We start from the raw sequence: 24,662 nt of genomic DNA on the forward strand, positions 1-24,662 counted from the left end.
CGGCGGGCCCGCAACTCGACGGACGAAGCCGTCGCTCGGCCGGGTGAAGAACTTCACAAGAAGTGGGCAATCCCCCGAAACGGTTCCTAACGTCGTTCGTGTTCGCGATCGCGGACACCACGGCCGGTAACGCCTAATCCATGCCGCCGGCCGCTGGGACCTTGTCACCGGGCATGGAGCGGGGGACCCACACGTTCCTCGGTGCACGTCACCTCGGGGTGAAGCCGCCACGGCGGCCGGGCTCCTCGGCCCGAACCCGACAGCTCACCTCGTCGGCGTGGAGGAATCCACATGGCAACTGAATACACCGCCCGTCACCGACGGGTCAGCTCGCGCCGCATCGCCGTCGGCACGCTCGCCGTCGGTGCGGTCACCGCAGTCGCTGCCGTACTGGCACCGGCGTCACCGGCGAGCGCCGCCGTCAACTGGGACGCGATCGCCCAGTGCGAGTCCGGCGGCAACTGGCACATCAACACCGGCAACGGCTACTACGGCGGCCTGCAGTTCTCGCAGAGCACCTGGGCCGGCTACGGCGGCAAGAAGTACGCCTCCCGCGCCGACCTGGCCAGCCGGGGCGAGCAGATCGCCATCGCCGAGAAGGTGCTCGACGGTCAGGGCATCGGCGCCTGGCCGACCTGCGGCAAGAAGGGCGGCTCCAGCAAGAGCTACGCGAGCAGCTCCGAGAAGTCGCAGAAGTCCCAGAAGTCGCAGAAGTCGGAGCGGCGCTCCGGCTCGCGCAGCTCGTCGAAGGCCACCGAGCGGTCCTCGCGCGGCGAGCAGCACAGCAGCCGCAGCCAGCGGCGCAGCGCCCCCGCCGCCACCGGCGACGTGTACGTGGTGCGGGCGGGTGACACCCTGTCGCGGATCGCCGAGGCCCGAGACCTGGCCGGTGGCTGGCACGCGCTGTACGAGCGCAACAAGCGCGTGGTGGGCAGCGACCCGGGCCTGATCTTCCCGGGCCAGAAGCTCAGCCTCTGACGCGTCGCCGTGTCCGGGTCACCGGGCCGCCGGTCCGCACACCCGATAGGGTTGGCCCTGGTGTGCCGGGAAGTCTGGTCGGCGATGGATGACGCGATCCCTGCCGACGAGGAGACTCCCCGTGACCGACGCCCCCCGGCGCCGTACCAGCCTGTTCGCCCGCCGCTCCTGGGGCGAGACCAGCCGCATCCTGGGCATCCTGCGCAAGGAGACCGTGGGCGGGGCGCTCCTGCTCGTCGGGGCGCTGCTCGCGCTGGTCTGGTCGAACTCGCCCTGGGCGGACGGCTACCGGTCGCTGCGTGACCTCACCGTCGGCCCGGCGTCGCTGCACCTCGACCTGAGCCTCGCGACCTGGGCCGCCGACGGGCTGCTGGCGATCTTCTTCTTCGTCGCCGGGCTGGAACTCAAGCGCGAGTTCGTCGCCGGAGACCTGCGGGACCCGCGCCGGGCCGCGGTGCCGGTGGCGGCGGCGGTCGGCGGGGTGGTCGTACCGGCCGTGCTGTTCCTCCTGTTCGCCGGGGCCGACGGGGCCCGCGGCTGGGCGATCCCCACGGCCACCGACATCGCGTTCGCCCTCGCGGTGCTCGCGGTGGTCGGACGGCTGCTGCCGTCGGCGCTGCGCACCTTCCTGCTCACCCTGGCGGTCGTCGACGACCTGCTCGCCATCGTGATCATCGCCGTCTTCTACACCACCAGCCTCGCCGTGCTTCCGCTGCTGGGCGCACTGGTGCCGCTCGCGCTCTTCGCCGTGCTGGTGCAGCGCCGGGTCCGGTCCTGGTGGCTGCTGCTGCCGCTGGCGGCGGTGACCTGGACGCTCGTGCACGCCTCGGGTGTGCACGCCACGGTGGCGGGGGTGCTGCTGGCCTTCGCCGTGCCGGTGCTGCGCAGCACGGCCGCCGGTGGGCCGGGCGCCGGGCCGGGCCTGGCGGAGCACTTCGAGCACCGGTTCCGGCCGATCTCCGCCGGGGTGGCGGTGCCGATCTTCGCGTTCCTCTCCGCGGGGGTCACGGTCGGCGGGCTGGCCGGGCTGGCCACCGCACTGTCCGACCGGGTCGCGGTCGGCATCGTGGTCGGTCTGGTGCTCGGCAAGCCGGTGGGCATCCTGGCCGCCACCTGGCTGGTGTCCCGGTTCACCCGGGCCAACCTCGACGAGGGACTGAACTGGCTCGACGTGCTGGGCCTGGCGTTGCTCGGCGGGATCGGGTTCACCGTGTCGCTGCTGATCGGCGAGCTGGCGTTCGGCCTGGGCAGCGCGCGCGACGACCACGTCAAGGTCGCCGTGCTCACCGGCTCGCTGCTCTCCGCGCTGCTGGCGACGGTGATCCTGCGCGCCCGCACCCGGGTCTACCGGCGGGTGCACGAGATCGAGACCGTCGACGAGGACCACGACGGCGTCCCGGACGTCTTCGAGCGCGAGGCGGGCCGCTAGCCGTCCGGTTGCGCCGTTGCGGCCGGGTACGCCCGGGTCTCGCTGGCCTTGACCGCCGCCCAGACCCGCTGCCCGGGCTCCAGGCGCAGCTGGGCGGCGGCGGCCGGGGTGACGTCGGCGGCGGCGGTGACCGGACCGGTGAGCTGCACCCGCAGGTTGTCCCCGTGCCGCTGCACCCCGCTGACCGTGGCCGGCCAGGTGTTGCGAGGGCTGCCGTCGGGCCGGTGCGGGTGCAGGGCGACGGCGGCGGGCCGGAAGACCACGAAGGCGTCGCCGTCGAGCCGGTCGGCGGTGGCCAGGACGAAATCGTCGCCGAGGCGTACCGCGTGCCCGTCGGCGTGGCCCCGGTAGAGGTTCAGCCCGACGAGCCGGGCGACGTAGTCGGTGCGTGGGCGGGCCGTGACGGTGGTCGCGTCCCCCTCCTGCACCACCCGGCCGTCCTCCACGATGACCAGCCGGTCGGCCAGGGCGAGCGCGTCCAGCGGATCGTGGGTGACCAGCAGCGTGGCGCCGTCGTGGTCGGCCAGGTGTCGGTGCAGGTGGGCCCGGGTGTCCAGCCGGGTCCGGGCGTCGAGCGCGGCGAGCGGCTCGTCGAGCAGGAGCAACCTCGGGCGTACGGCGAGCGCGCGGGCCAGGGCCACCCGCTGGGCCTGCCCGCCGGAGAGCTGCCGCGGCCGGCTCCGGGCGTGCCCGGCCAGCCCGACCCGGTCCAGCCAGCCGGCCGCCTGTTCCCGGGCGGCCCGTCGGTCGAGGCCCTGGCGGCGCGGGCCGAACGCGACGTTGTCCAGCGCGCTCAGGTGCGGGAAGAGCAGGTAGTCCTGGAACACCACGCCGACCCGGCGCCGCTCCGGCGGGATCCAGCGACCACGGTCGGGCCGGTCCAGGTCGACGCCGTCGAGCGTGACGTGCCCGGCGGTGAGCGGTTGCAGGCCGGCCAGGGCGCGCAGGGCGGTGGTCTTGCCGGCCCCGTTCGGGCCGAGCAGCGCGACCACCTCGCCGGCGGCGACGCTCACCCGGACGTCCAGGCGGAAGGCGCCCCGGTCGACGACCAGGTGGCCGTCCAGCAGCGGACCGGTCACGGGCTGGTGATCCAGCGGTCGCGCAGGCCGGCGAGGATCGCCACCGAGACGGTGAGCAGGATCAGGCTGAGCACGATCGCGGCGTCCAGGTCGGTCTCCAGGGCCAGGTAGACCGCCAGCGGCATGGTCTGGGTGCGGCCGGGATAGTTGCCGGCGAAGGTGATGGTCGCGCCGAACTCGCCGAGCGCCCGGGCCCAGCAGAGCACCGCCCCGGCGGCGACGCCGGGGGCGATCAGCGGCAGGGTCACGTGGGTGAAGGTGGTCCACCGGCCGGCGCCGAGGGTGGCCGCGGCCTCCTCGTAGCGGCTGTCCGCGCCGCGCAGCGCGCCCTCGACGGCGATGATGAGGAACGGCATCGCCACGAACGCCTCGGCGAGCACCACGCCGGTGGTGGTGAACGGCAGGGTGAGGCCGAAGGCGTCGTCCAGCCACCGTCCGAGCTGCCCGTTGCGGCCGAAGACCAGCAGCAACGCCACGCCGCCGACCACCGGTGGCAGCACCAGCGGCACGGTGACCAGCGCGCGCACCACCCGCCGGCCGGGAAACGGCACCCGGGCCAGCAGCCAGGCGAGGGGTACGCCGCAGGCCAGGCAGAGCAGGGTGGCCAGGGTGGCGCACTGCACCGACAGCCGCAGCGCGGTCAGCACGCCCGGTGCGGTCAGCCGCTGCGGCAGCGTGGCCCACGGGGTCCGCGCCAGCAGCCCGGCCAGCGGCAGCACCAGGAAGAGCAGCCCCAGCCCGGCCGGTACGAGCAGCGCGACCGGCACGCGCCGGCCGGGCCGTCGCCGGGTACGCGGTGCCGGGCCGTCCGGCGCGGCGGTCACGACCCGGCGGGCGGCTGGAAGCCGGCGTCGGTGAGCACGGCCCGGCCCTGGTCGGAGCGGACGTGCGCGACGAAGGCGCGGGCGGCGGCCGGGTTCGGCGCGTCCTTGAGCACCACCAGCGGGTAGTCGTTGACCGCGCGGGCGGACTCGGGGAACTCGACCCCGTCCACCTTGGCGGCGGCGGACCGGACGTCGGTGCGGTAGACCAGCGCCGCGTCGACCTCGCCGAGCGTCACCTTGGACAGCGCGCCCTTGACGTCCTGCTCCAGGGTCACCGGGGTCAGCGTCACGCCGGCCTCGGCGAGTGCCCGGGTGGCGGCCGCCCCGCAGGGCACCTGCTCGGCGCAGAGCGCCACCTTGGCGCCGGGCCGGGTCAGGTCGGCCAGCCCGGTGACCCCGTCGGGGTTGCCCTTCGGCACGGCGATGACGAGCTGGTTGCGGGCGAAGACGGTGGGGGAGCCGGCGGCGGCGCCCGCGTCGGTGACGGTGGCCATGTTCCTCGGGCTGGCCGAGGCGAACACGTCCGCCGGGGCGCCCTGGGTGAGCTGGGTGGCCAGCTGCGAGCTGCCCGCGAAGTTGAAGGTGACCCGCACGCCGGGGTGGGCGTTCTCGAACTGCCGGCCGAGGGTGGTGAAGGACTCGGTCAGGGACGCCGCGGCGAAGACGGTCACCGTCCCGGTGATCCCGCCGGAGCCGCCGTCGTCGTTGTCGTCGCCGCAGCCCGCGATCCCCAGGGCGGCCACCAGCGGCAGGACGGCCAGGGCCGCGCGGATCCTCGTCATCAGCTGTTCCTCCCCCGGGGGCCCGGCGGCGCGGACCGTTCCACCACGACCGTGGTCGACTTGATCACGGCCACCGCGGTCGAGCCGACCGTCAGGCCCAGCTCGTCGACCGCCTCCCGGCTCATCAGCGAGACCACCCGGAACGGGCCGGCCTGGATGTCGACCTGGGCCATCACCGTGTCCCGGACGACGGCGGTGACGATGCCGCGCAGCCGGTTGCGGGCCGAGGAGAACTCGGCGCGTCCGTCCGGCTCGGCTGCCTGGGCCCGTACGAAGCCGGCCAGCTCGACGCCGTCGACCAGCCGGTGGCCGTGCTCGTCCCGGGTCGCGGCGAGGCGCCCGGCGTCCACCCAGCGCCGCACGGTGTCGGTGCTGACGCCCAGCAGCTCGGCGGCCTCGCTGATGCGGAACACGGTCACCGGCTCACCCTAGCCGCTCGCGTCTGCGTGGCGGAAGCGGCGACTTCCCTCGCGTACCCGAGGGTGGTGGCGGATGGACGGCCGCATCTGCGGGTGCGGCGGCGCGCCCGGCGGGCGCCGCCGCGGGACGTGGCGACCGACCGCCGGTGGTACCGGTCGGCCGGGCGGGTGTGGTGATCTCGCCCGGGACCTCCGCGCGAACCGGCCCGTGGCCGACGCGCGTGACCGCCGGGCCGGGACACAATGGCGGCATGCGGCAGGGGTTCGCTCACCACGCGGTACTCGACATGGCGCCGGACGCCGACGCCGGCGCGCCGGGCGCGGCCGTCACCACCGCCCTGTGCGGCCACTGGGACCACCCGCCGCCCTGCCCGGTCGCGGCCCACCACACCCACGCCGACCGGTCCGGCGACCAGGTGCGGCTGCGCATCCTCTTCGCCACCGAACCGCACCGGGAGGCGGAGGTCCGGCAGTGCATCGACCGGGCGCTGGCGCGTGGCGAGCTGCGCGGCCCCGGCGGCGCGACGACCCGGTGGCGGCTGCGGCACAGCGGCCCGGACGAGCCGTCGGCCCACGAGGCGGAGCACCTCGGCCGGCTGGCCCGCGGCTAGCCCACTGCCCGCCGCGCCGAGGCGCCGGGGCGCGGGCGCCACTGACCTACCATGCGGGCGTGGCGAACTTCGATGCGTCGGCGGCGGTCACCACGGTCTGGCAGCGGCAGGGTGTCTGGTCGCAGGTCGCGACGGCGGAGAAGCGCCGGGTCGTGCGCGCCCGCCGCACCGTCGCGGCCCTCACCGTCGGCGCCGCCGTCGCCGGCTCGCTGGCGACCCAGCTCGGCGACCCGCACCGGACGGCCGGCCGGTGCCTGGCGATCCTCGCCGGCGCCGCGCTGCTGCTGGTGCCGGTCGCGGCGCGGTGGACCTCGCGGGAATCGGTGCACGCGTGGACCCGGCTGCGGTCGGTCTCCGAGGCGCTGAAGGCCGACGTCCACCGCTACCTGGCCGGGGTGGCGCCGTTCGCCGGCGCCGACCGTGACCAGGTGCTGCTGCGCCGCGCCGACACCGTGCTGGACGACGCCGGTGACCTGGCCGCGCGCACCCTCGGCGTCGCGCCGGTCGCCCGGCCGCTGCCCGACGTGCGCGACGTGCCCAGCTATCTCGCCGCCCGGGTCCGGGGGCAGGTGGCCGGCTACTACGCACCGATGGCGGAGCGGATGGGGCGGCTGGCGTCGCGGATCCGGTGGGCCGCGACGGCGGTGACGGTGGCCAGCGCCCTGCTCGCCGCGACCGTCGGGGTGCTCGGCGACGGGCTGGGCCTGACCGCGTGGCTCGGCGTCGCGGCGACCACGACGACCGCCCTCGTCGGCTACGGCGCGGCGCAGCAGTACGAGGCCCAGCAGATCGAGTTCGCCCGGACCGCCGACCAGCTCACCCGGCTCTGCCTGACCCGCGAGACCGGTCACGGCTGGACCGACGACGACGCGTTCGTCGCCGAGGCCGAGCGGATCATCTCGGTCTGCAACGAGGGCTGGATGGCGAAGATGATCGAAGAAGATGGCGCAGCGCAGCAGTGACATCACAGCCTGTGCAATATATTATCTTCGATGGCGTCTCGTTGACCGTCACTGCCGTGGATGTCGACCGCCCATCAACGTAACTGGGGGAACCGACGTGGATCGCATCGCAGTCCGTCCCGAACCGACCCCGACCCCGAACTCACCACCACTTCACGACCTGCGGCACACGCCGCTCGGCCAGATCTCCCTCTCCCGGGCGCGCGCCGTCGCCCGCACCCACGACCGCAGGGTGGACCGCCCTACCGGCGTCGATGTCGCAGGCTTCGGCTCTTCGATCTGACGCCGGCGGGCCGGGCCGGAAGCCGACCGGGCAGGTCAGCCCGCTGAGTCAGTACGTGCTCAAGCTGACCAGCCGCTGCGACCTCGCCTGCGACCACTGCTACGTCTACCAGCATCCCGACCAGTCCTGGCGTCGCCAGCCGCACGTGATGGCGGCGTCCACGTTGGAGCAGGCGGCGCGCCGGATCGCGGAGCACGCCGCCGCGCACGGGCTCGACACCGTCCGCGTCGTGCTGCACGGCGGCGAGCCGCTGCTGGCCGGCGCGGACGGCCTGGCCGCCGCCGCCGAGCTGCGCCGGCGGATCGAGCCGGTGGCCCGGCTCGACCTGCGGATGCAGTCCAACGGCGTGCTGCTCACCCCGCGGATCTGCGACGTGCTCGTCGCGTACGACGTGAAGGTCGGCATCTCCCTCGACGGCGACCTGGCCGCCAACGACCTGCACCGGCGCTACGCCAGCGGCCAGAGCAGCCACGCCGCCGTGCTGCGCGGGCTGGCGCTGCTGCGCAGCCCCGAATACCGGTCCAGCTACGCGGGCCTGCTCTGCACCATCGACCTGGCCAACGACCCGGTCGCCGTCTACCAGGCGCTGCTGGCCCAGGAGCCGCCGCAGATCGACTTCCTGCTCCCGCACGCCAACTGGGAGCGCCCCCCGGCCCGTCCCGACGGGGTGCCCACCCCGTACGCCGACTGGCTGCTGGCGGTCCACCGCCGCTGGCTGGCCGACGGCCGGCCGGTGCCGATCCGGCTGCTGGAGTCCCTGCTCGCCACCGCCACCGGCGGTGCCAGCCGCACCGAGGCGGTCGGGCTGGGCTTCGCCGACCTGGTGGTCATCGAGACGGACGGCACCTTCGAGCAGGTCGACTCCCTCAAGTCGGCGTACGACGGCGCCCCCGCCACCGGCCTGGACGTCTTCCGCCACCGGGTCGACGACGCCGCCGCCCACCCGATGATCGCCATCCGGCAGACTGGGCTGGCCGGCCTCTGCGCCACCTGCCGCGCCTGCCCGGTGGTGCGGCAGTGCGGCGGCGGGCTGTTCGCCCACCGGTACCGGCCCGGCACCGGTTTCGACAACCCCTCGGCGTACTGCGCGGACCTGAAGGAACTGATCCACGCGATGACCCCCACCGACGTGCCGGCCCAGCGGCAGCCCACCGACTCGCTGAGCCCTGCGGTCCTCGACGACCTCGGCTCCGGCTACGGCACCGTGGAGTCCGCCCGCCACCTCGCCTCGGTCCACCTCGGGCTGGTGCGCGCGCTGCTGGTCGACCTCAGCCCGCGGGTGGCGCAGGACGAGGCGGCCGCCGCCGGCTGGCAGCTGCTGGTCGACCTCGACCTCACCGCGCCCGAGGCGGTGTGCGCCGTGCTGGAGCACCCGTTCGTCCGCCGGTGGGCGCAGCGCTGCCGCGACGACGCGACGGCCGACCTGTCGTACCTGGCGTGCGTGGCGGCTGCCGCCGCGATCCGCGCCGGAGTGGACGCCGAGCTCGCCGTGCCGGTGCGCGACGGGACGATCAGCCTGCCCACGCTCGGCGCGCTGACCGGCGACGCCGACGACCGGACGGCCACGCTGGCCGTTCGCGACGGCGGTTTCACGACCCGCCTCGGCCGGCGTCGGCTCACCGTGCGGCCCGACCGGCCGGGCGCCCCGGACGGCTGGTGGCCGGTGCGGGCGGCCACCGCCGACGGGTACCACGTCCTGCTGGAGGACACCGACCCGTACCGGGACTGCTTCGACCTGCCCGTCGCGGCCCGGCTGCCGGCCGTCGCCGCCGACGGGTGGACCCGGCAGCTGGCCCGGGCGCTGTGCCGCGTCGACGTCGAGGCCGGCGGCTACTCGCCGGGGCTGCGGACGCTGCTGCGCGCGGTGGTGCCGCTGCGCCCCGACGAGGGCGGGATGCAGCGCAGCGCCGCCGCCGGGGCGGCCTTCGGGGCGGTCGCCGTCGCCCCGGCCCCCGACGACGCGGCGCTCGCGGTGCTGCTGGTGCACGAGGTGCAGCATCTCAAGATGCACGCGGTGCTGGACGTGTGCGACCTGTTCGACCGCCAGGACCGGCGCCGGCTGCGCGTGCCGTGGCGGGCGGACCCCCGGCCGGTGGAGGGCGTCCTGCACGGCACGTACGCGCACCTGGCCGTGGCCGACGTCTGGCGCCGCCGGCCCGGAGGCGTGGCGGCGGCCGCCTACCGCCGCTACCGCGACTGGACCGACGGCGCCCTCGACGCGCTGCTCGGCCTCGGCGCGCTGACCGCCGCGGGCGAGCGGTTCGCGCACCGGATGCGCGACACGCTGGACAGCTGGTCGTGACCCCCGATGCCGCCGAGCTCGCCGCCGGACGGACCGACCGGCTCCGGCGCGGCTGACGGGGACGCCCCGGTATTGCGTACGCCGATACTGTGGACGGTCGAGGATGTCCCACGGCGGGCGGGAGCGGCAGGTGAGCGAGGAAGAGTTCCGGGTCGACCCGTCGGCGCCCGTCTTCTTCCTCAGCTACGCCCGCACGAAGAACCGGGTCGCCGCGCCCCCGCGGGACACCAACCATCGGGTCTTCCAGCTCTTCGTCGACCTCTCCGACCACGTGGTCGAGCTGCTCGGCCTGCCGCCGGGGCGCCCCGCCGGCTTCATGGACCGAGTGATCGACGGTGGGCAGCTCTGGACGGAGGACCTGGCCTTCGCCACCGGTCACAGCCAGGTCTTCATCCCGCTGATCTCGCCGCAGTACCTCAACAGCGCCTGGTGCGCCCGCGAGTGGGACGCCTTCGCCCGCCGCCCGTTCAGGCTGCGCCCGGGCGCGGTGGCCTCGCCGGGGGAGACCCCGATCATCCCGGTGAACTGGTCGGTGGTGGAGCGGCACCGGGTGCCGCCGGTCGTGTCGCAGCGGCAGATGTTCACCCCCACCCGGTTACCCTCGGACATCGCCCCGCAGTACCACGACGAGGGCATCTACGGCCTGCTCAGCCTGGGCAAGAACGGCAAGGACGCCTACGACGCGGTGGTGTGGCGCCTGGCGCAGCGCGTCGCCCGGGCGTACCACACGCACTGGGTGCAGGCGCAGGTCCCGGCCGACATGCAGCAGTTGCGCGCGACGTTCGAGGAGGTCGGGCATGACCTGGTCTGACACGTCCTCGACCGCGGCGCCGCCCGGCCGGCAGACCTACTTCTTCCTCAGCTACGCCCACTCCGTGCCGCTGTCCGCGGCGGCCCGCCCCGACACCGACTTCTGGGTCAACCGGTTCTTCCACGACCTCGGCGCCGCCGTGCGGCGCGGCGCCCGCCGCACCGGCGAGCTCGACGTGGGGTTCTTCGACGGGCTGGTCAGTCCGGGTGCCGACCTCAAGCAGACGCTCACCGACGCGCTCAGCCTCGCCCACGTCTTCGTGCCGCTCTACTCGCCCAAGTACTTCAGCAACGCCTGGGCGGTCGGCGAGCGCGACTCCTTCCGCAGCCGGCTCGCCCGGCTGGCGCCCGGCCGGGCCGCCCGGCACATCCTGCCGGTGCTCTGGCTGCCCCTGTCGCCCTGGGAGGAGCGGCCCGAGACGGCGCAGGCGCTGGCGCTGGTCGGCGACGCCGCCGAACGCGCCGACTACGCCGAGAACGGGCTGCGGGCCCTGTGCAAGCTCAGCGCCTACCGCCGGCAGTACGAGAACATCCTGGCGGTGCTCGCCGACCGGATCATCGCGGTGGCGGAGAGCGAGCCGCTCGCCCCGTCCCGGGCCGCGACGGTGACCAGCAGCCCGGTCGCCGACAGCGGCGAGACCGCGCTGGTGGTCACCACGCTCACCCCGCACGCGCCGGGCTGGCGGCCGTACGGCGACCAGCACGAGCTGGCCGTCGCCGACTACGTCGCGGCCACCGCCGAGCGGCTGGGCCTCTCCACCCGGGTGGTCGCCTTCGCCGACGCCCGCGCCCAGGCGCCGCACTGTCCCACCGTGGTGCTGGTGGACGCCGCCATCGGGGCCGAGGCGGCGCGCGACGCGGTCGACGGGCTGCCCCGCTGGGCGGTGCCGCTGGTCATCGCCGCCGACGGTGCGCGTGGCGAGACGACGCCCGAGGCGATCGCCGGTACGTTGCAGGACGCGCGCTTTCCGCAGGTGCTGCCGGTGCGCGACATCGCGGAGTTCGAGCGCTGCGCGCCGCAGCTGGTGATCGAGGCCCGCAAGCAGTTCCTCCGGCACGGCCCGGTCGATCCGCCCGAGGGTCCGGCCGTGCCCCGGCCGAGCCTGCGTCCGGCCGGGGCATCAGACGTAGGGCGAGGGAAGGAAGACCGATGACGCGACCGCGCGAGGGCCAGGTCGTCACCTTCTACTCATACAAGGGTGGCACCGGCCGCACCATGGCGCTGGCCAACACGGCCTGGATCCTGGCCGCCAACGGGCAGCGGGTGCTCGTCGCCGACTGGGACCTGGAATCGCCCGGCCTGCACCGGTTCTACGCGCCGTTCCTCGACCCCGAGCAGGTCGCCTCCACCGGCGGGGTGATGGACCTGATCCTGGAGTACGAGTGGGAGAACGCGCGGCGGCGCACGGAGTCCGACGCCGTCGCCCGCCCCGCCGACTGGCACCGCCAGTTCGCCCGGGTGCACAAGTACGCCTTCTCGGTGAACTGGGAGTTCCCCGGCGGCGGCAGCCTCGACCTGCTGCTCGCCGGCCGGCACAACCCCGACTACGCCACCAGCGTCACCGGCCTGAACTGGGACAACTTCTACAACCGGCTCGGCGGCGCGCAGTTCTTCGACGCGCTGCGCGAGGACATGAAGCGGCACTACGACTACACGCTGATCGACAGCCGCACCGGCATCAGCGACGTCGCCGAGATCTGCACCATCCACCTGCCGGACGTGCTGGTGGACTGCTTCACCCTCAGCGACCAGGGCATCGACGGCGCCTCCGCGGTTGCCCGCCGGGTCCGCGGCTACGAGGGCCGCCGCGCGCGGCGGGTGCTGCCGGTGCCGATGCGGGTCGACGACGGGGAGAAGGGCAAGCGGGACGCCGGCCGGACGCTGGCCATGCAGCGCTTCGCCGGCCTGCCCAGCGGGATGACCGAGGCCGAGCGCCAGGAGTACTGGCTGACCGTCGAGGTGCCCTACCGGGCGTACTACGCCTACGAGGAGACGCTGGCGACCTTCGGCGACGAGCCGGGGGGCCGTACCACCCTGCTGTCCGCGTACGAGACGTTGACCAGCCACATCACCAACGGCCGGATCGCCGCCCTGCCCCGGCTCGACGAGGCGCTGCGCCGGCAGACCGTGCAGCGCTTCGAGCGCAAGCCGGCCGTCCCCGACGAGCTGATCGTGCTGCGGCACGCCGCCGAGGACCAGGCCTGGGCGGAGTGGGTGCAGGCGGTGCTCACCGGCGCGGACCTGCGGGTGCTGACCGTTCCGCCGGGCGCAGTGGCGCCGGTGAAGGCCGACACCGCCTCCCGCGAGCTGCGGCTGGTCTCCCGGGCGTACGTGGCCGCGCAGGACCGGCTCGGCCCGGACGCCGCCGGTCGGGGCGGCACCACCCTCGCCGTGCACCTCGACGACACCGCGCCCGCCCCGGACGTCCCCGTCGGCAGCTGGACCTCGGTGCACAACCGGGGCGTGGAGGCTGCCACCGAGCAACTGCTCAAGCTCGTCGGGCGGCCGACCGGCGACGGCGGGCGGGGCCTGCCGGGCGCGCGCTTCCCGGCCGTCGACGCGGAGGTGTTCAACCCGCCGGGCCGCAACGTCCGCTTCACCGGCCGGGAGCAGTTGCTGCGCCGGCTGCGCGAGGAGCTGAAGGCCGGCGGCGGCGAGCGCACCCCGGTGGCGCTGCTCGGCGGCGCCGGCATCGGCAAGACCCAGCTGGCCATCGAGTACGCCCACCGCTTCCGGGGTGCGTACGACATCGTCTGGTGGATCGACGCGGACCCGCCGCAGTTCGTCGACGTGCAGGTGGCCGACCTCGGCCGCGAGCTGGGCCTGCCGGAGCTGCCGACCATTCCGGAGAAGACCCGGGCCGTGCGGCAGTGGCTCAGCCGCGCCGAGCGCCACGAGGACGGCGGCCAGCCGCCGCGCTGGCTGCTGGTGTTCGACAACGCCGACCAGTACGAGCACGTCAAGGACTTCCTGCCGCAGGGCAACGGGCACGTGCTGGTGACCACCCGGAACCCGGACTGGGGGGACCTGGCCCGGGCGGTGGACGTGGAGGCGTTCCAGCGGGGCGAGAGCGTGTCGCACCTGCGTGCCCGCATCGGTGAGCAGCTGATGAGCGTCGCCGAGGCCGAGCAGGTCGCCGAGGCGGTGGAGAACATCCCGATCCTGGTCGCGATGGCCGGCGCCTGGCTGGCCGACACCGGCACCCCGGTGGTCGACTACCTGGCCGGGCTGGAACGCACCGGCCCGGAGACCGACGTCTGGGGGCACTCGCTGCAACGGCTCAAGGAGCAGTCCGCCGGGGCGTACCGGCTGCTCCAGCTCTCCTCGGTGCTGGCCCCGGAGATCTCCCTCGACCTGCTCTACGGCGACCAGGTGGCCCGGGTCATCGCCCCGCACGACCCGGTGGTGGCGGCCCGGGTCGCCGACCGGGTCTCCGAGCGGGACATCGCGGCGGCGCTGGTGCAGCGGATCAACCGGCTCGCGTTGATCAAGGTGGACCTGCACGCCCAGCGAGTGCAGGTGCACCGCCTGCTCCAGGCCGCGCTGCGGGTGCGCATGTCCGACACCGAGCTGAACGAGATCAAGCACGACGTGCACCGGATCCTCGCCGGTTCCCGCCCCTCGGGCGAGGTGGAGGACCCGGCCGTGCAGGACCGGTTCCGCATCCTCTGGCCGCACCTGGACGGCTCCGACGCCGTCTCCTGTCAGGACGACAACGTCCGCCAGCTGGTCATCGACCGGATCCGGTACATCTACCTCAACGGCGGCTTCGAGCAGGGCGAGCAGTACGCGCGCCAGGCCGACAAGACCTGGTCGACGCGGCTGGAGGAGCTCTCACCCGACTCACCGCCGCACCGGGCGCTGCGGGTGCAGCTGCTGCACCTGCGGTTCAACTGGGCGAACCTGCTGCGTGGCCTGGGCCGCTTCGAGGAGGCCCGCCGGCTCGACGAGGACACCCTGCGCCAGCAGGAGGAGCTGATCGGCGCCAGTCACCCGTACACGCTGATGACGGCCGGCAGCTACGCCGGCGATCTGCGCGCCCTCGGCCGCTACCGGGAGGCGCTGGAGCGGGACCTGCGCACCTACGCGGCCTCGGTGGAGGTGTTCGGCGAGGACAACCGCCGCACCCTGGCCGCCGCCAACAACCTGGCCGCCTCGTACCAGCTGATGGGGCAGTTCACCCGGTCCCGGGAGCTGGACGAGAGCACCTACCGCCGGCTGCGGCTGGTGCTCGGCACCGACCACCCGCGGACCCTCTTCTCCGCCAGCAACCTGGCCCGGGACCTGCGCGAGGTCGGCGAGTACGAGCGGTCGGTGTCGCTGCTGCGCGGCGTGGTGGAGGGCTACCGCCGGCTCTTCGGTGAACACTCCCGCGACGCGCTCGTCGCCCAGGCCAACCTCGCCGTATCGCTGCGCAGCACCGGGGAGATCGACGAGGCGGCCGAGCTGCTCGACGTCGCCTACGAGCGGCTGCGGACCAGCTTCGGCCCGGCCAACCCGGACACCCTGTTCAGCTGGTTGAGCCGGACGGCCAACCTCATGCTGCAGGGCCAGGGCGGCCGGGCCCGCGCCGAGCTGGCCGAGGTGGGCCAGACGTTCGCTCAGGTGTTCGGCGCCGACCACCCGTACGCGCTGGTCTGCCGCAACAACCTGGCGGTGGCGACCTGGGACGCGGGGGAGACCGGCACGGCCCGGACGCTCGCCGAGTCGGCCGCGGAGGCGCTGCGCGCGGCGCTGGACGAGCGGCACCCGTTCGTGCTGGCGGCGGCGAACAACGTGGCGGTCTTCGACATCTACTCCGGGGAGCTGGAGGAGGGCCGGGCGCGGCTGCGGGCGGTCGTCGACCGGATGACCGAGGTGCTCGGCCCCGATCACCCCGACACCCTGCGTGGCCTGGGCAACCTCGAGGTCGTCCACCAGCTGGCCTCGGGCGGACTGGTGAGCATCGGGCGGACCCGGATCGCCGACCGGCTGGCCGACCGGATCGGCCAGCGGCACCCGAGCGTGCTGGTGCTGCGCGACGGCCGGCTGGTGCGCCGGGTCGTCGACCCGCACCCCTACTGATCGGGGCGGCTGCCGATCAGCACGTCCCGGCCCACCGGCGCGCCGACGTCGGTGAGCCAGCGCAGCATGCGCGGCAGCTCCTCCACGGCGTCGAAGTGCGCCGCGCCGGGCTGGACCTCCACCTCGGCGCCCGGAATCTGCCCGGCCAGCCACCGTGCGTGGCTGGCCGGGGCGAAGGTGTCCTCCGCGCCGTGCCACAGCCGCACCGGCGTCACCGTGGTGTCGATCGCGCCGAGGTCGAACTTCCAGCTCCGCCGCAGCGCCAGCACGTCGTCGATCCACCCGTACGGGCCGGCGCGCAGCGCCTCCTCGTAGGTGTCGGTGATGAGCCGCCGCAGCGCCGCGTCGTTGACCACCCGTCGGTCCGCCGCACTCATCTCCACCATCAGCTCTTCCAGCAGGAACCGGGGATCCTCGACCGCGCGCGCGGCCCGGCGCCGGATCTGCTCGATCACCGAGGCGGTGCCGCGGTCGCCGTCACCGCCGAAGCCGCGCACGTTGTCGCTGTTCATCCCGGCGAACCAGTCCAGCTGCGACGCGTCGGACGGGGCGAAGCTCACCAGCACCGCGACCCGGGTGACCCGGCCGCGTAACGCGCCGTCGGCGGCGCAGGCCAGGGCGTGCGGGCCGCCGCCGGAGCGGCCGGCGACCGCGAACCGGTCCAGCCCGAGCCGGTCGGCGATGGCCTCGACGTCCCGGGCGGCGTCGGCGACGTCGCGGCCCTCCCGCCGGTCGGAATCGCCGTAGCCGGGACGGTCGTAGGCGATGAGCCGGACGCCGAGCCGGTAGAGCACGATGCCGCGTGGCTTCGGGCCACGGCGGCTGCCGGGGGTACCGTGGAGGAGGAAGACGGGGAATCCGTCCGGCGCGCCGGTGACCTCGTACGCCACGCGCTTGTTGTCCGCGCGGTGGGCGAATTCGGCCCCTGGCTCGCCATCTCGGGTCACTCCAGCCTGCCTTCCGGTGCTGCGTTCAGCCAACGTGCGTAACCCGGTGGGTGAGGCCGCTGATCCGGCTGCGACAACCTCACTCAGCAGTCGAGCCTAACGGTCGGGCCGGTCACGTCGCTACGGAGAGCATCGACATGGGGCCGGATCTGTCGGAAACGACACCTGTCCGGGCCTGTTGCTGAAACTTCCGTCGGACGCCCCGACCGGCCCGTACGGGTGACCCGGCGGCCTACCGGGCGGTGCCCGGGCAGCCCGCGCCGCAGGTCTGCGCCGGGGCGTCGGCCTCCCACCCGCCGGGGGCGTCGACGTCGAGCCCGGCCGCGCGCGGCTCGTCGTAGCGCCAGTCCAGCCGGTACTGGGCGCGCAGCCGGGGCCGGGGCACCTGCCACTCGTACGCGACGACGCCCGCGCGTTCCTGGCGGCGCGGGACGACGTCGGCGGTCGTCTCGGAGGTGAACGAGGTCTCGCTGCCCCAGACGGTGGGCCGGGCGGCGGCGGGCAGGTCGAGCCGGATGGTGAGGCGGCGGGTGGGCAGCCGGATGTCGCGTTGCAGCCAGTCGCCGAACTTCCACGCCGGCACCCGGTAGGCGTAGTCGAGCACGGTCTGCTGCCCGGGGTAGAGCGGCACCGGGGTGCCGCCGGTGTCGAACATCAGGGCGATCTTGAGGAAGGCGTCCCGGCTGCGGGTCGCCCGCCAGCGCATCGGCTCCGGGCGGTCGGCGCCGATGGTGGCGGTGAAGCCGACCTCGTCGAGGGTGAGCGGGTGGCGGCTGTGGAAGGCCGTGGAGCGCGCCGGGTCGTCGGGGTAGCGGTCGATGTCGATCTGCACGGTGTGCCGGGTGATCGGCTCGGTGCCCACGCTGTGCAGGACCCGCCGGAACCGGCACTCGTACCAGCCGTCGACCAGGGCCAGGCGGGCCTGCTCGTCGTCGATCACCAGGTGCGGCCCGGCGGGCGGCGGCACGGCGGTGGGGCCCAGGGCGGGCAGCCGGCCGTCGCCGCGCGCGCCGGCGAAGTCGACGTACCGCTGCCAGATGCGGTTGCCGCTGTCGAGCACCAGTTCGACCCGGCGGGCGAACTCCTCGGTGGGCTGGTGCCGGCCGTTCTCGATGTGGCTGACGTACGACGGGTCGAAGCCGGTCCGCTCCGCGAGTTCCTTCTTGGACAGTCGCCGCTGGTGTCGCCAGTCGGTGAGTTCCCGTACGAAGGCCGCGGCCGCATCGTCCTGTGTGGAGCTGCCCATGCCCCCGTCCTCGGTGTCGGGCCTCAAGTGTGTCCCAGGTGTTGCGGCCGCGCCAGCGGTGATTTGCGCGCGGGGCAGGAGGTCCGGCCGGCCGGTGTCGGCACTGTGAACGAGGCGTTACCGAGCGGCCAACACCGCCCGTCGTCCCGGAGCTGGCCGGCGGACGGGCCGGTCGGCCAAGCGGCGCGGGCGCCCCCGGCGGTCTCGCGCCGGCCGTCCGGCGCGACGCGTGCGAGGTGGGCCGGTTGGGTATCACTTCCGGTCATGAGCACGAGCGACACGACGACTGCCGAGCCGCGGACGAGGGCCACGGGCGTGGGCACGGTCGCGGTCGTCGCGCACCGGAAGAAGACCCTCGGCGGCGGCCTCGACGAGCTGCGCGCGACCCTCGTCGCCGCCGGGGTCGAGCGCCTGCTCTGGTACGAGGTGCCGAAGAGCCGCAAGGCGCCCAAGAAGGCCCGTAAGGCGCTGAAGAAGGGCGCCGAGCTGGTCTTCGTCTGGGGCGGCGACGGCATGGTGCAGCGCTGCGCCGACGCCCTCGCCGGATCGGACGCCGCCATGGCCATCCTGCCCGCCGGCACCGCCAACCTCTTCGCCGCCAACCTCGGCATCCCCACCGACCTCGCCGAGGCGGTCCGCGTCGGCCTGCACGGCCGGCGCCGCCGGCTGGACCTGGGCCGGCTCAACGGGGAGCACTTCGCGGTGATGGCCGGCGCCGGGTTCGACGGGGAACTGATCCGGGAGGCCGACCGCAGCCTCAAAAGCCGGCTCGGCCGGGCCGCGTACCTCTGGACCGGCCTGCGTCACGTCCGGGGCGAGCTGGTCCGCACCCGGATCCGGGTCGACGGGACGGACTGGTTCGACGGCGAGGCGAGCTGCGTGCTCTTCGGCAACGTCGGCACCATCACCGGAGGCGTGCCCGCCTTCGACGACGCCCGCCCCGACGACGGCGCCCTGGAGATCGGCGTCTGCACCGCCGACGGCGCGATCGACTGGGCGCGCACCCTCGGCCGGATGGCCGCCGGCCGCTCCGCCGACTCACCGTTCGTGCGGATCACCCGGGGCCGCAAGGTGACGGTCCGCTTCGCGGTGCCGAGGACGTACGAGCTGGACGGCGGGGCGCGCGGGGAGACGACCCGACTGAAGGTCCGGGTGGTGCCGGGGGCGTTGACGGTGTGCTGCCCCGCGGCGGACAGTTGAGGGACGACCCGGGGGAGGGGCGATGGTCCCGGCACAGGACGTCCTGACCGTCCGTCGGCTGCGCCTGGGCACCGGGGTGGTCGGCATCGCGTTGCCGATCGTGCTGACCCTCGGCAACGCGCTCTTCGCCGGCCGGCTCACGCTGCTCGAATCGATCAGCGGGGCGTACCACACGGCGATGCGGGACGTCTTCGTCGGCAGCATGTGCGCCATCGGCGTCTTCCTCGTCTGCTACCGGTACCGCCCTCTCGACGACGTGCTGAGCAGCGTCGGCGGGGCGCTGGCGGTCACCGTCGCGCTGTTCCCGACCGCCGCCGGCGCCCGGGACGACGCGGTCGGCGCCACCGACGTCCTGGTCGGCCGGGTGCACCAGGTCTGTGCCGCCGCCCTGTTCCTGCTGCTGGCCGGCTTCTGCCTGTTCCTGTTCACCCGGACCGACCCGGCCGTCGTCCCGGTCACCCCGGAGAAGCTGGTCCGCAACCGTGTCTACCGGATCTGCGGCGTGATCATCGTCGCGGCGGTCGCCCTCGCGCCGGCCAGCACCCTGCTCCCCGACGGGATGCGGGAGGCGGTGAAGCCGATCTTCTGGTGCGAGACGGTCGCCGTGCTCGCCTTCGGCGTCGCCTGGCTGGTCAAGGGCGAGGCGATCATCCGCGACGGCAGCGGCACCGGCGCCGGCCCGGCCTGAGCCGCCCCTCGGGGGTCGCCTCCGGCCGCTGACCGGGCCGGGGCAGGATGGCGGCCATGGACCCGACCGTACGGCGATACCTCGACGACCTGGTCGACGCGGCCGGCGACGTCCTCGGCGACGATCTCGTCGGGGCGTACGCGGCCGGCTCGGTGGGCATGGGCGCGTACCAGCCCGGCCGCAGCGACGTGGACGTGGCGCTGGTCGCCGCGGAGCCGCTGGAGCTGCCGCGCAAGCGGGACCTGGTGGCCCGGCTGCGGCACGAGGCGCTGCCCTGCCCGGCGCGCGGCCTGGAACTGGTCGCCTACACCCGCGCCGCCGCCGGCTCCGGCACCCCGGAACCCGGGTTCGAGGTCGAGCTGAACACCGGGGCGCGGATGCCGTTCCGCGCCACCTGGGACCCGGCCGAGCGGCCCGCCGCCGACGGCCTCTTCTGGTACGGCCTGGACCGCGACATCCTGCACGAACACGGGTACGCGCTGCTCGGCCCGCCCGCCGCCGACGTCTTCGCGCCGCTGGCCCCGGGCGACCTGCGCCGGCTGCTCGTCGAGGCGCTGCGCTGGTGGCTGGCCCTGCCGCTGCCCGCCGACGACGCGCCCGCCCCCGGCGCCGAGGACGTGGTGCTGGGTGCCTGCCGCTCGCTGGTGAAGGCCCGGGACGGGGTGTGGCTGTCGAAGGTCGCCGCCGGCCGCCGGCTGGCCGACGCCGGCTACGAGGTCGACCTGATCGAGCGCTGCGTCGCCGCGCGCGCCGGTGGCGTCCCGCCGAGCGGTCCCCAGGCCCGGGCGTTCCAGCAGCGGGTGCTGGCAGAGATCGCCGCCGGGAGCTGACCCGGCGGGCGGAAACGGCTGCCCGGTCGTCGCACCCGCTTGCCATCATGACCGGCATGATTCCGTTGACGATCATCAAGGGCGACGCGACCAGCCCGCAGGCCAAGGGCCGGAAGGTGATCGCGCACCTCTGCAACGACCTCGGCGGCTGGGGCAAGGGTTTCGTGCTGGCCGTCTCCCGCCGCTGGCCGGAGCCGGAACGGGACTTCCGCGACTGGCACCGGCACCGGGCGCGCAACGACTTCGGGCTCGGCGCGGTCCGTCTGGTCCGGGTCGCTCCGGACGTGTGGGTGGCGAACAGGGTCGGTCAGCGGGGCATCAGGACCGGCAGCGCCGGTCCGCCGATCCGCTACGACGCCGTGCAGCGCTGCCTGACCTCGCTCGGCGACCAGGTCCAGGCGCTGGGGGCGTCGGTGCACATGCCGCGGATCGGCTGCGGGCTGGCCGGCGGCACCTGGAACCGGATAGAGCCGCTGGTGACCGACGCCCTCTGCGCGCGGGACATCGCGGTGACCGTCTACGACCACGGGTAGCGGGGCCTCGGCGCATCCCCCGCCGGTGCGCAGCCACGCGCCGATCGGTGCCCGGCGCCGGCCACTGCGGCCGGCGTCGGGTGGCCCCATCGACGCTGCGTGTCGGGTTCGCGTCTCCGCGCAGTCGGGTGCGCGCTAGAGCGGCCCCGGCCCGGAGGCGGAGGGTGTGACCAGCCCACCCCGCACTCCGAGACGAGGTAGTCATGCCCGTGACTCCGAGCTACCCCGGCGTCTACATCGAGGAAGTCCCGAGCGGCGTCCGTCCCGTGATCGGTGTGGCGACCGGCGTGACCGCGTTCGTGGGGTACGTCCGCACCGGGCCGGAGAACCGTGCCGTGCGGGTGAACACCTTCGGCGAGTTCGAGCGCCGTTTCGGCGGGGTCGACCGGGACTCCGAGCTGAGCCTGGCTGTGCAGCAGTTCTTCCGCAACGGCGGCTCGGCGGCCCTGGTCGTCCGGGTGCCGAAGAGCGACGCCCGCGCCGCGTCGGTGACCCTGCTGGACAAGGTCGGCGCCGGCCCGAAGTCGGCCCTCGTGCTCGACGCGGCCAGCACCGGCCAGTGGGGCAGCAACCTGCTGGTCGACGTCGACCACGACGACGCCGCCGAGCCCACGACGTTCAACCTCAGCGTGCGCGACGGCGCCACCGGGGTCTCCGAACGGTTCACCGGCCTCTCCGCCGACCCGGCCAGCACCGCGTACGCGGTGACCCTGCTCAACGATCCCGACCGTGGCTCGTCCCTGGTGCGGGCCCGCCCGGGCGCGAGCGGCGCGGGCCGGCCGGTCCCCAGCGGTACGGTCGGTGCCGCGATCGGCACCCCCACCGTGGACGCGGGCAAGAACTACCGGCTCACCGTCCAGCCCGACCGGCCCACCAAGCCGGACCCGGCCGACCCCACCAAGACCGTGCCGGCCGTCGCAGCGGTGACGGTGACCGTGCTGGAGAAGGGCGAGCGGCTGCCGTCCTCTCCCGCCGGGGTGGCCGCCCTGGTGCAGCGCAAGATCAACGCCGCGCTCGGCGCGGCCGACGGGGCCGCCGGCCTGCGGGTCCGGGTCGTACCCACCGCCGAGGGCGGGCTGCGCCTGCTCGGTGACGTCGACCCGCTGGTCGCCCCGGCCGCCGTGGACACCGCCTTCACCGTCGCCGGGGTGGCCGCCTCCGGTGACGTCGCCAACGGCGCCACCCTGCTCGGCCTGAGCGGGGCGACCACCAACGTGGGCCGCTACACGCCGGTCGGCGCGAAGCGGCTCGGCCAGGGCGACCTGGTCACCGGCGCCGACGGCACCACGCTGCCCGGCACCGGGGCCCTGATCGGCTCCGAGGCCGCCTACTCGGGCATCTACGCCCTGCTCAAGACGGACCTGTTCAACCTGCTCTGCATCCCCGACGCCACCCGGGCCCGGGCCGGTGACCCGAGCGCCGTGGACAGCACGGTGGACCCGGAGGCGATCTGGTCCGCCGCGTACGAGCTGTGCGCGCGGCGCCGGGCCATGCTGCTGGTCGACCCGCCGCCCGGCGTGGACGACCCGGACCGGGCGCTGGACTGGATCAACCAGCTCGGGGTCAAGGGACCGAACGCGGTCGCGCACTTCCCCCGGCTGCGCATCCCCGACCCCTCCGACGGCTTCCAGCCGCGCACCGTGGCACCCAGCGGCACCCTCGCCGGCCTCTACGCCCGCCAGGACGCGGAGCGGGGCGTCTGGAAGGCCCCGGCCGGCACCGAGGCGCAGCTGCGCGGGGTGACCACCCTGACGTACCCGCTGACCGACGCCGAGAACGGCGTGCTCAACCCGCTCGGGCTCAACTGCCTGCGCACCTTCCCGGTGGTGGGCACCGTCAACTGGGGCGCCCGGACGACCGCCGGTGCGGACGTGCTGGCCAGCCAGTGGAAGTACACCCCGGTCCGCCGGCTGGCGCTCTACATCGAGGAGAGCGTGTTCCGGGGCACCCAGTGGGCCGTCTTCGAGCCGAACGACGAGCCGCTCTGGTCGCAGCTGCGGCTGAACCTGACGTCGTTCATGCAGGACCTGTTCCGCAAGGGCGCGTTCGCCGGGCGGACCCCGCGCGAGGCGTACCTGGTGCGCTGCGACGCGGAGACCACCACCAGCGACGACCGGGACCGCGGCGTGGTCAACGTGGTCGTCGGGTTCGCCCCGCTCAAACCCGCCGAGTTCGTGATCATCCGGATCCAGCAGCTCGCCGGCCAGAACCCCTCCTGAGAGGTGTGAGTCATGGTGCAGTTCGCCGTCAACCCGACCCGGTTCGACCCGTACAAGAACTTCAAGTTCCGGGTCAAGTGGGACGGCAGGTACGTGGCCGGGGTGAGCAAGGTCAGCGCGCTGAAGCGGACCACCGAGGTGGTCAAGCACCGCGACGGCGGCGACCCGTCGACCAGCCGCAAGTCGCCGGGGCGTACCGAGTTCGAGGCGGTGACGCTGGAGCGGGGGCTGACCCACGACGCGGAGTTCGCCGCGTGGGCCGGGAAGATCTGGGCGCTGCACGCCGGGCTCGGCTCGGAGGTGTCGCTGGCCGACTTCCGCCGGGACATCACCATCGAGCTGCTCAACGAGGCCGGCCAGGTCGCCCAGTCGTACCGGCTGTTCCGGTGCTGGGTCTCGGAGTACCAGGCACTGCCGGAGCTGGACGCCAACGCCAACGCGGTGGCGATCGAGCACCTCAAGCTGGAGAACGAGGGCTGGGAGCGCGACGAGGCGGTCGCCGAGCCGGCCGAGCCCCGGCTCGGGTCGTGACCGGAGGGCGGGGGCTGAGCGAGGCGGAGCTGGTCTCCGCCTGGGACCACGCGCTCGACCGGCCGGCGGCGGACCGTCCGCTGCTGCTGCTGGACCGCCCCGACGCCGACCGGCTGCCGGTCGGCGCGGTGGCGGCCCTGCTGCTGCAGACCGCCGGGGACTGGACCGGCGGCCAGGTGTCGACCATCTTGGACTGCCCGGCCTGCCCGGAACGCCTGGAGGTGGGCTTCACGGTGGCCGAGCTGCTGGCCGCCGCGCCGGAGCCGGCCACCGGGCCTTTCACCCTCGACTGGCGGGGGCACCGGCTGACGCTGCGCCTGCCCACCCCGGCCGACCTGGCCGAGGCGGCGCACGCGGGCGACCCGGCGGCTGCCGAGCGCCGGCTGCTCCAGCGCTGCCTGATCGCCGCCGAGCCGCCGGTCGCCGAGCCGGCCGACCTGCTGCCCGCCGTGTCGGCCGCGATGGCCGAACGGGACCCGCTCGGGGTGATCGCCGTCGCGCTGACCTGCCCGGCCTGCGGCACCGCCACCGAGGCGCTGCTGGACCTGCCCGCCTGGGCCTGGCAGGCCGCCGACGCCCGGGTCCGGCGGCTGCTCGGCGAGGTGCACCGGCTGGCCCGCGCGTACGGCTGGTCGGAGGCGGAGGTGCTGGGGCTCGGCCCGCACCGCCGCGCCGCGTACCTGGAGCAGGTGCCGTGACCGGCTACCTGGCCGCGCTGGCCGCCCTGGCCGTGGGCACCGCGCACCGGCTCCAGCCGCGCACGCTCGGCCGGTTCGAGCCCGAGCAGCCCGAGGCGGGCGGCGGGTTCGAGGCGTACGACATCGAGCGGGACGCCCCGGTCCCGCCCCGCCCCGCGACCCGTGCCGAGGCCGCGCCGCCGGGGCCGCCCGCCGCCCCGGCCGTCGCCGCCGCGCCGCCGCCGGC

General features: G+C 74.7%; 22 protein-coding genes and 1 riboswitch. Of the genes, 16 read left to right on the plus strand and 6 right to left on the minus strand.

Annotated elements, in window-relative coordinates:
- The first annotated feature begins 120 nt into the window (after positions 1-120).
- A riboswitch (cyclic di-AMP (ydaO/yuaA leader) is annotated at positions 121-293 on the plus strand.
- The gene (locus tag ACSNN7_RS11740) at positions 292-978 is read left to right on the plus strand and encodes a transglycosylase family protein (protein WP_436680764.1); all 687 of its coding nucleotides are present in this window, start codon (positions 292-294) and stop codon (positions 976-978) included. (Overlaps the previous riboswitch by 2 nt.)
- 88 nt (positions 979-1,066) lie before the next feature.
- Entirely contained in the window at positions 1,067-2,407 is a 1,341-nt protein-coding gene (gene nhaA, locus ACSNN7_RS11745) for a Na+/H+ antiporter NhaA (protein ID WP_436680765.1), read from the plus strand.
- Here the strand turns inward: nhaA and ACSNN7_RS11750 are convergent.
- Genes ACSNN7_RS11750 through ACSNN7_RS11765 form a run of 4 tightly spaced genes read right to left on the minus strand, consistent with a single transcriptional unit; the run spans position 2,404 to position 5,511 of the window.
- Entirely contained in the window at positions 2,404-3,486 is a 1,083-nt protein-coding gene (locus tag ACSNN7_RS11750) for an ABC transporter ATP-binding protein (RefSeq protein ID WP_436680766.1), read from the minus strand. The two genes, nhaA and ACSNN7_RS11750, sit on opposite strands and share 4 nt — an antisense overlap.
- Complete coding sequence (locus ACSNN7_RS11755; RefSeq protein ID WP_436680767.1) at positions 3,483-4,310, minus strand: ABC transporter permease; 828 nt, start codon at positions 4,308-4,310, stop codon at positions 3,483-3,485. Before ACSNN7_RS11755 ends, ACSNN7_RS11750 begins: the two co-directional genes overlap by 4 nt.
- Positions 4,307-5,083, minus strand: a complete 777-nt coding sequence (modA, locus tag ACSNN7_RS11760) for a molybdate ABC transporter substrate-binding protein (RefSeq protein WP_436680787.1) — start codon at positions 5,081-5,083, stop codon at positions 4,307-4,309. The genes ACSNN7_RS11755 and modA overlap by 4 nt, the downstream gene beginning before the upstream one ends.
- An 8-nt stretch (positions 5,084-5,091) precedes the next feature.
- Positions 5,092-5,511 carry a TOBE domain-containing protein gene (locus tag ACSNN7_RS11765; RefSeq protein WP_334457078.1) on the minus strand — a complete coding sequence of 140 codons (420 nt, stop codon included), beginning with the start codon at positions 5,509-5,511 and terminating at the stop codon, positions 5,092-5,094.
- Positions 5,512-5,762: 251 nt separating this feature from the next.
- Here ACSNN7_RS11765 and ACSNN7_RS11770 point away from each other — a divergent pair, with 251 nt between their 5' ends.
- From ACSNN7_RS11770 to fxsT, 6 genes are all read left to right on the plus strand, one after another.
- Positions 5,763-6,122 (plus strand): hypothetical protein, encoded by a 360-nt coding sequence (locus tag ACSNN7_RS11770; protein ID WP_436680768.1) that lies wholly within the window; start codon positions 5,763-5,765, stop codon positions 6,120-6,122.
- A gap of 59 nt (positions 6,123-6,181) precedes the next feature.
- Positions 6,182-7,084 carry a DUF4231 domain-containing protein gene (locus ACSNN7_RS11775; protein WP_436680769.1) on the plus strand — a complete coding sequence of 301 codons (903 nt, stop codon included), beginning with the start codon at positions 6,182-6,184 and terminating at the stop codon, positions 7,082-7,084.
- 254 nt (positions 7,085-7,338) lie between these two features.
- Positions 7,339-9,669: an FxsB family cyclophane-forming radical SAM/SPASM peptide maturase gene (locus ACSNN7_RS11780; RefSeq protein ID WP_436680770.1), complete on the plus strand. Its 2,331-nt coding sequence runs from the start codon at positions 7,339-7,341 to the stop codon at positions 9,667-9,669.
- 130 nt (positions 9,670-9,799) lie between these two features.
- Positions 9,800-10,480, plus strand: coding sequence for a TIR-like protein FxsC (locus ACSNN7_RS11785; protein ID WP_436680771.1), 681 nt, complete (start codon positions 9,800-9,802; stop codon positions 10,478-10,480).
- Positions 10,467-11,633: a TIR-like protein FxsC gene (locus ACSNN7_RS11790; protein WP_436680772.1), complete on the plus strand. Its 1,167-nt coding sequence runs from the start codon at positions 10,467-10,469 to the stop codon at positions 11,631-11,633. Before ACSNN7_RS11785 ends, ACSNN7_RS11790 begins: the two co-directional genes overlap by 14 nt.
- Positions 11,630-15,544, plus strand: a complete 3,915-nt coding sequence (gene fxsT / locus ACSNN7_RS11795; protein WP_436680773.1) for an FxSxx-COOH system tetratricopeptide repeat protein — start codon at positions 11,630-11,632, stop codon at positions 15,542-15,544. Before ACSNN7_RS11790 ends, fxsT begins: the two co-directional genes overlap by 4 nt.
- Here the strand turns inward: fxsT and ACSNN7_RS11800 are convergent.
- Complete coding sequence (locus ACSNN7_RS11800) at positions 15,538-16,491, minus strand: alpha/beta fold hydrolase (protein WP_436680774.1); 954 nt, start codon at positions 16,489-16,491, stop codon at positions 15,538-15,540. The genes fxsT and ACSNN7_RS11800 overlap by 7 nt on opposite strands.
- 232 nt (positions 16,492-16,723) lie before the next feature.
- A complete protein-coding gene (locus ACSNN7_RS11805; RefSeq protein ID WP_436680775.1) occupies positions 16,724-17,737 on the minus strand; it encodes a helix-turn-helix domain-containing protein in 1,014 nt (337 codons plus the stop codon).
- 264 nt (positions 17,738-18,001) lie between these two features.
- Between ACSNN7_RS11805 and ACSNN7_RS11810 the strand changes: the two genes are divergently transcribed.
- The 8 genes from ACSNN7_RS11810 to ACSNN7_RS11845 form a co-directional block, all read left to right on the plus strand.
- Complete coding sequence (locus tag ACSNN7_RS11810) at positions 18,002-18,937, plus strand: diacylglycerol/lipid kinase family protein (protein WP_436680776.1); 936 nt, start codon at positions 18,002-18,004, stop codon at positions 18,935-18,937.
- Between the two features lie 22 nt (positions 18,938-18,959).
- On the plus strand, positions 18,960-19,625 hold the full coding sequence (locus ACSNN7_RS11815) for a hypothetical protein (protein ID WP_436680777.1): 666 nt from the start codon (positions 18,960-18,962) through the stop codon (positions 19,623-19,625).
- Positions 19,626-19,681: 56 nt separating this feature from the next.
- Positions 19,682-20,455: a nucleotidyltransferase domain-containing protein gene (locus ACSNN7_RS11820; protein WP_436680778.1), complete on the plus strand. Its 774-nt coding sequence runs from the start codon at positions 19,682-19,684 to the stop codon at positions 20,453-20,455.
- A gap of 56 nt (positions 20,456-20,511) precedes the next feature.
- Positions 20,512-20,988, plus strand: coding sequence for a macro domain-containing protein (locus ACSNN7_RS11825; RefSeq protein WP_436680779.1), 477 nt, complete (start codon positions 20,512-20,514; stop codon positions 20,986-20,988).
- Between the two features lie 203 nt (positions 20,989-21,191).
- Entirely contained in the window at positions 21,192-23,207 is a 2,016-nt protein-coding gene (locus tag ACSNN7_RS11830) for a phage tail sheath family protein (protein ID WP_436680780.1), read from the plus strand.
- 12 nt (positions 23,208-23,219) lie between these two features.
- Positions 23,220-23,738, plus strand: a complete 519-nt coding sequence (locus ACSNN7_RS11835) for a phage tail protein (protein WP_436680781.1) — start codon at positions 23,220-23,222, stop codon at positions 23,736-23,738.
- A complete protein-coding gene (locus ACSNN7_RS11840; RefSeq protein WP_436680782.1) occupies positions 23,735-24,436 on the plus strand; it encodes a hypothetical protein in 702 nt (233 codons plus the stop codon). The genes ACSNN7_RS11835 and ACSNN7_RS11840 overlap by 4 nt, the downstream gene beginning before the upstream one ends.
- On the plus strand, positions 24,433-24,662 hold a 230-nt coding region (locus ACSNN7_RS11845), incomplete at its 3' end, for a hypothetical protein (RefSeq protein WP_436680783.1). The genes ACSNN7_RS11840 and ACSNN7_RS11845, both read left to right, overlap by 4 nt.

Origin of the sequence: Micromonospora sp. URMC 105 (assembly GCF_051386295.1) — a bacterium.
Lineage (GTDB): Bacteria > Actinomycetota > Actinomycetes > Mycobacteriales > Micromonosporaceae > Micromonospora.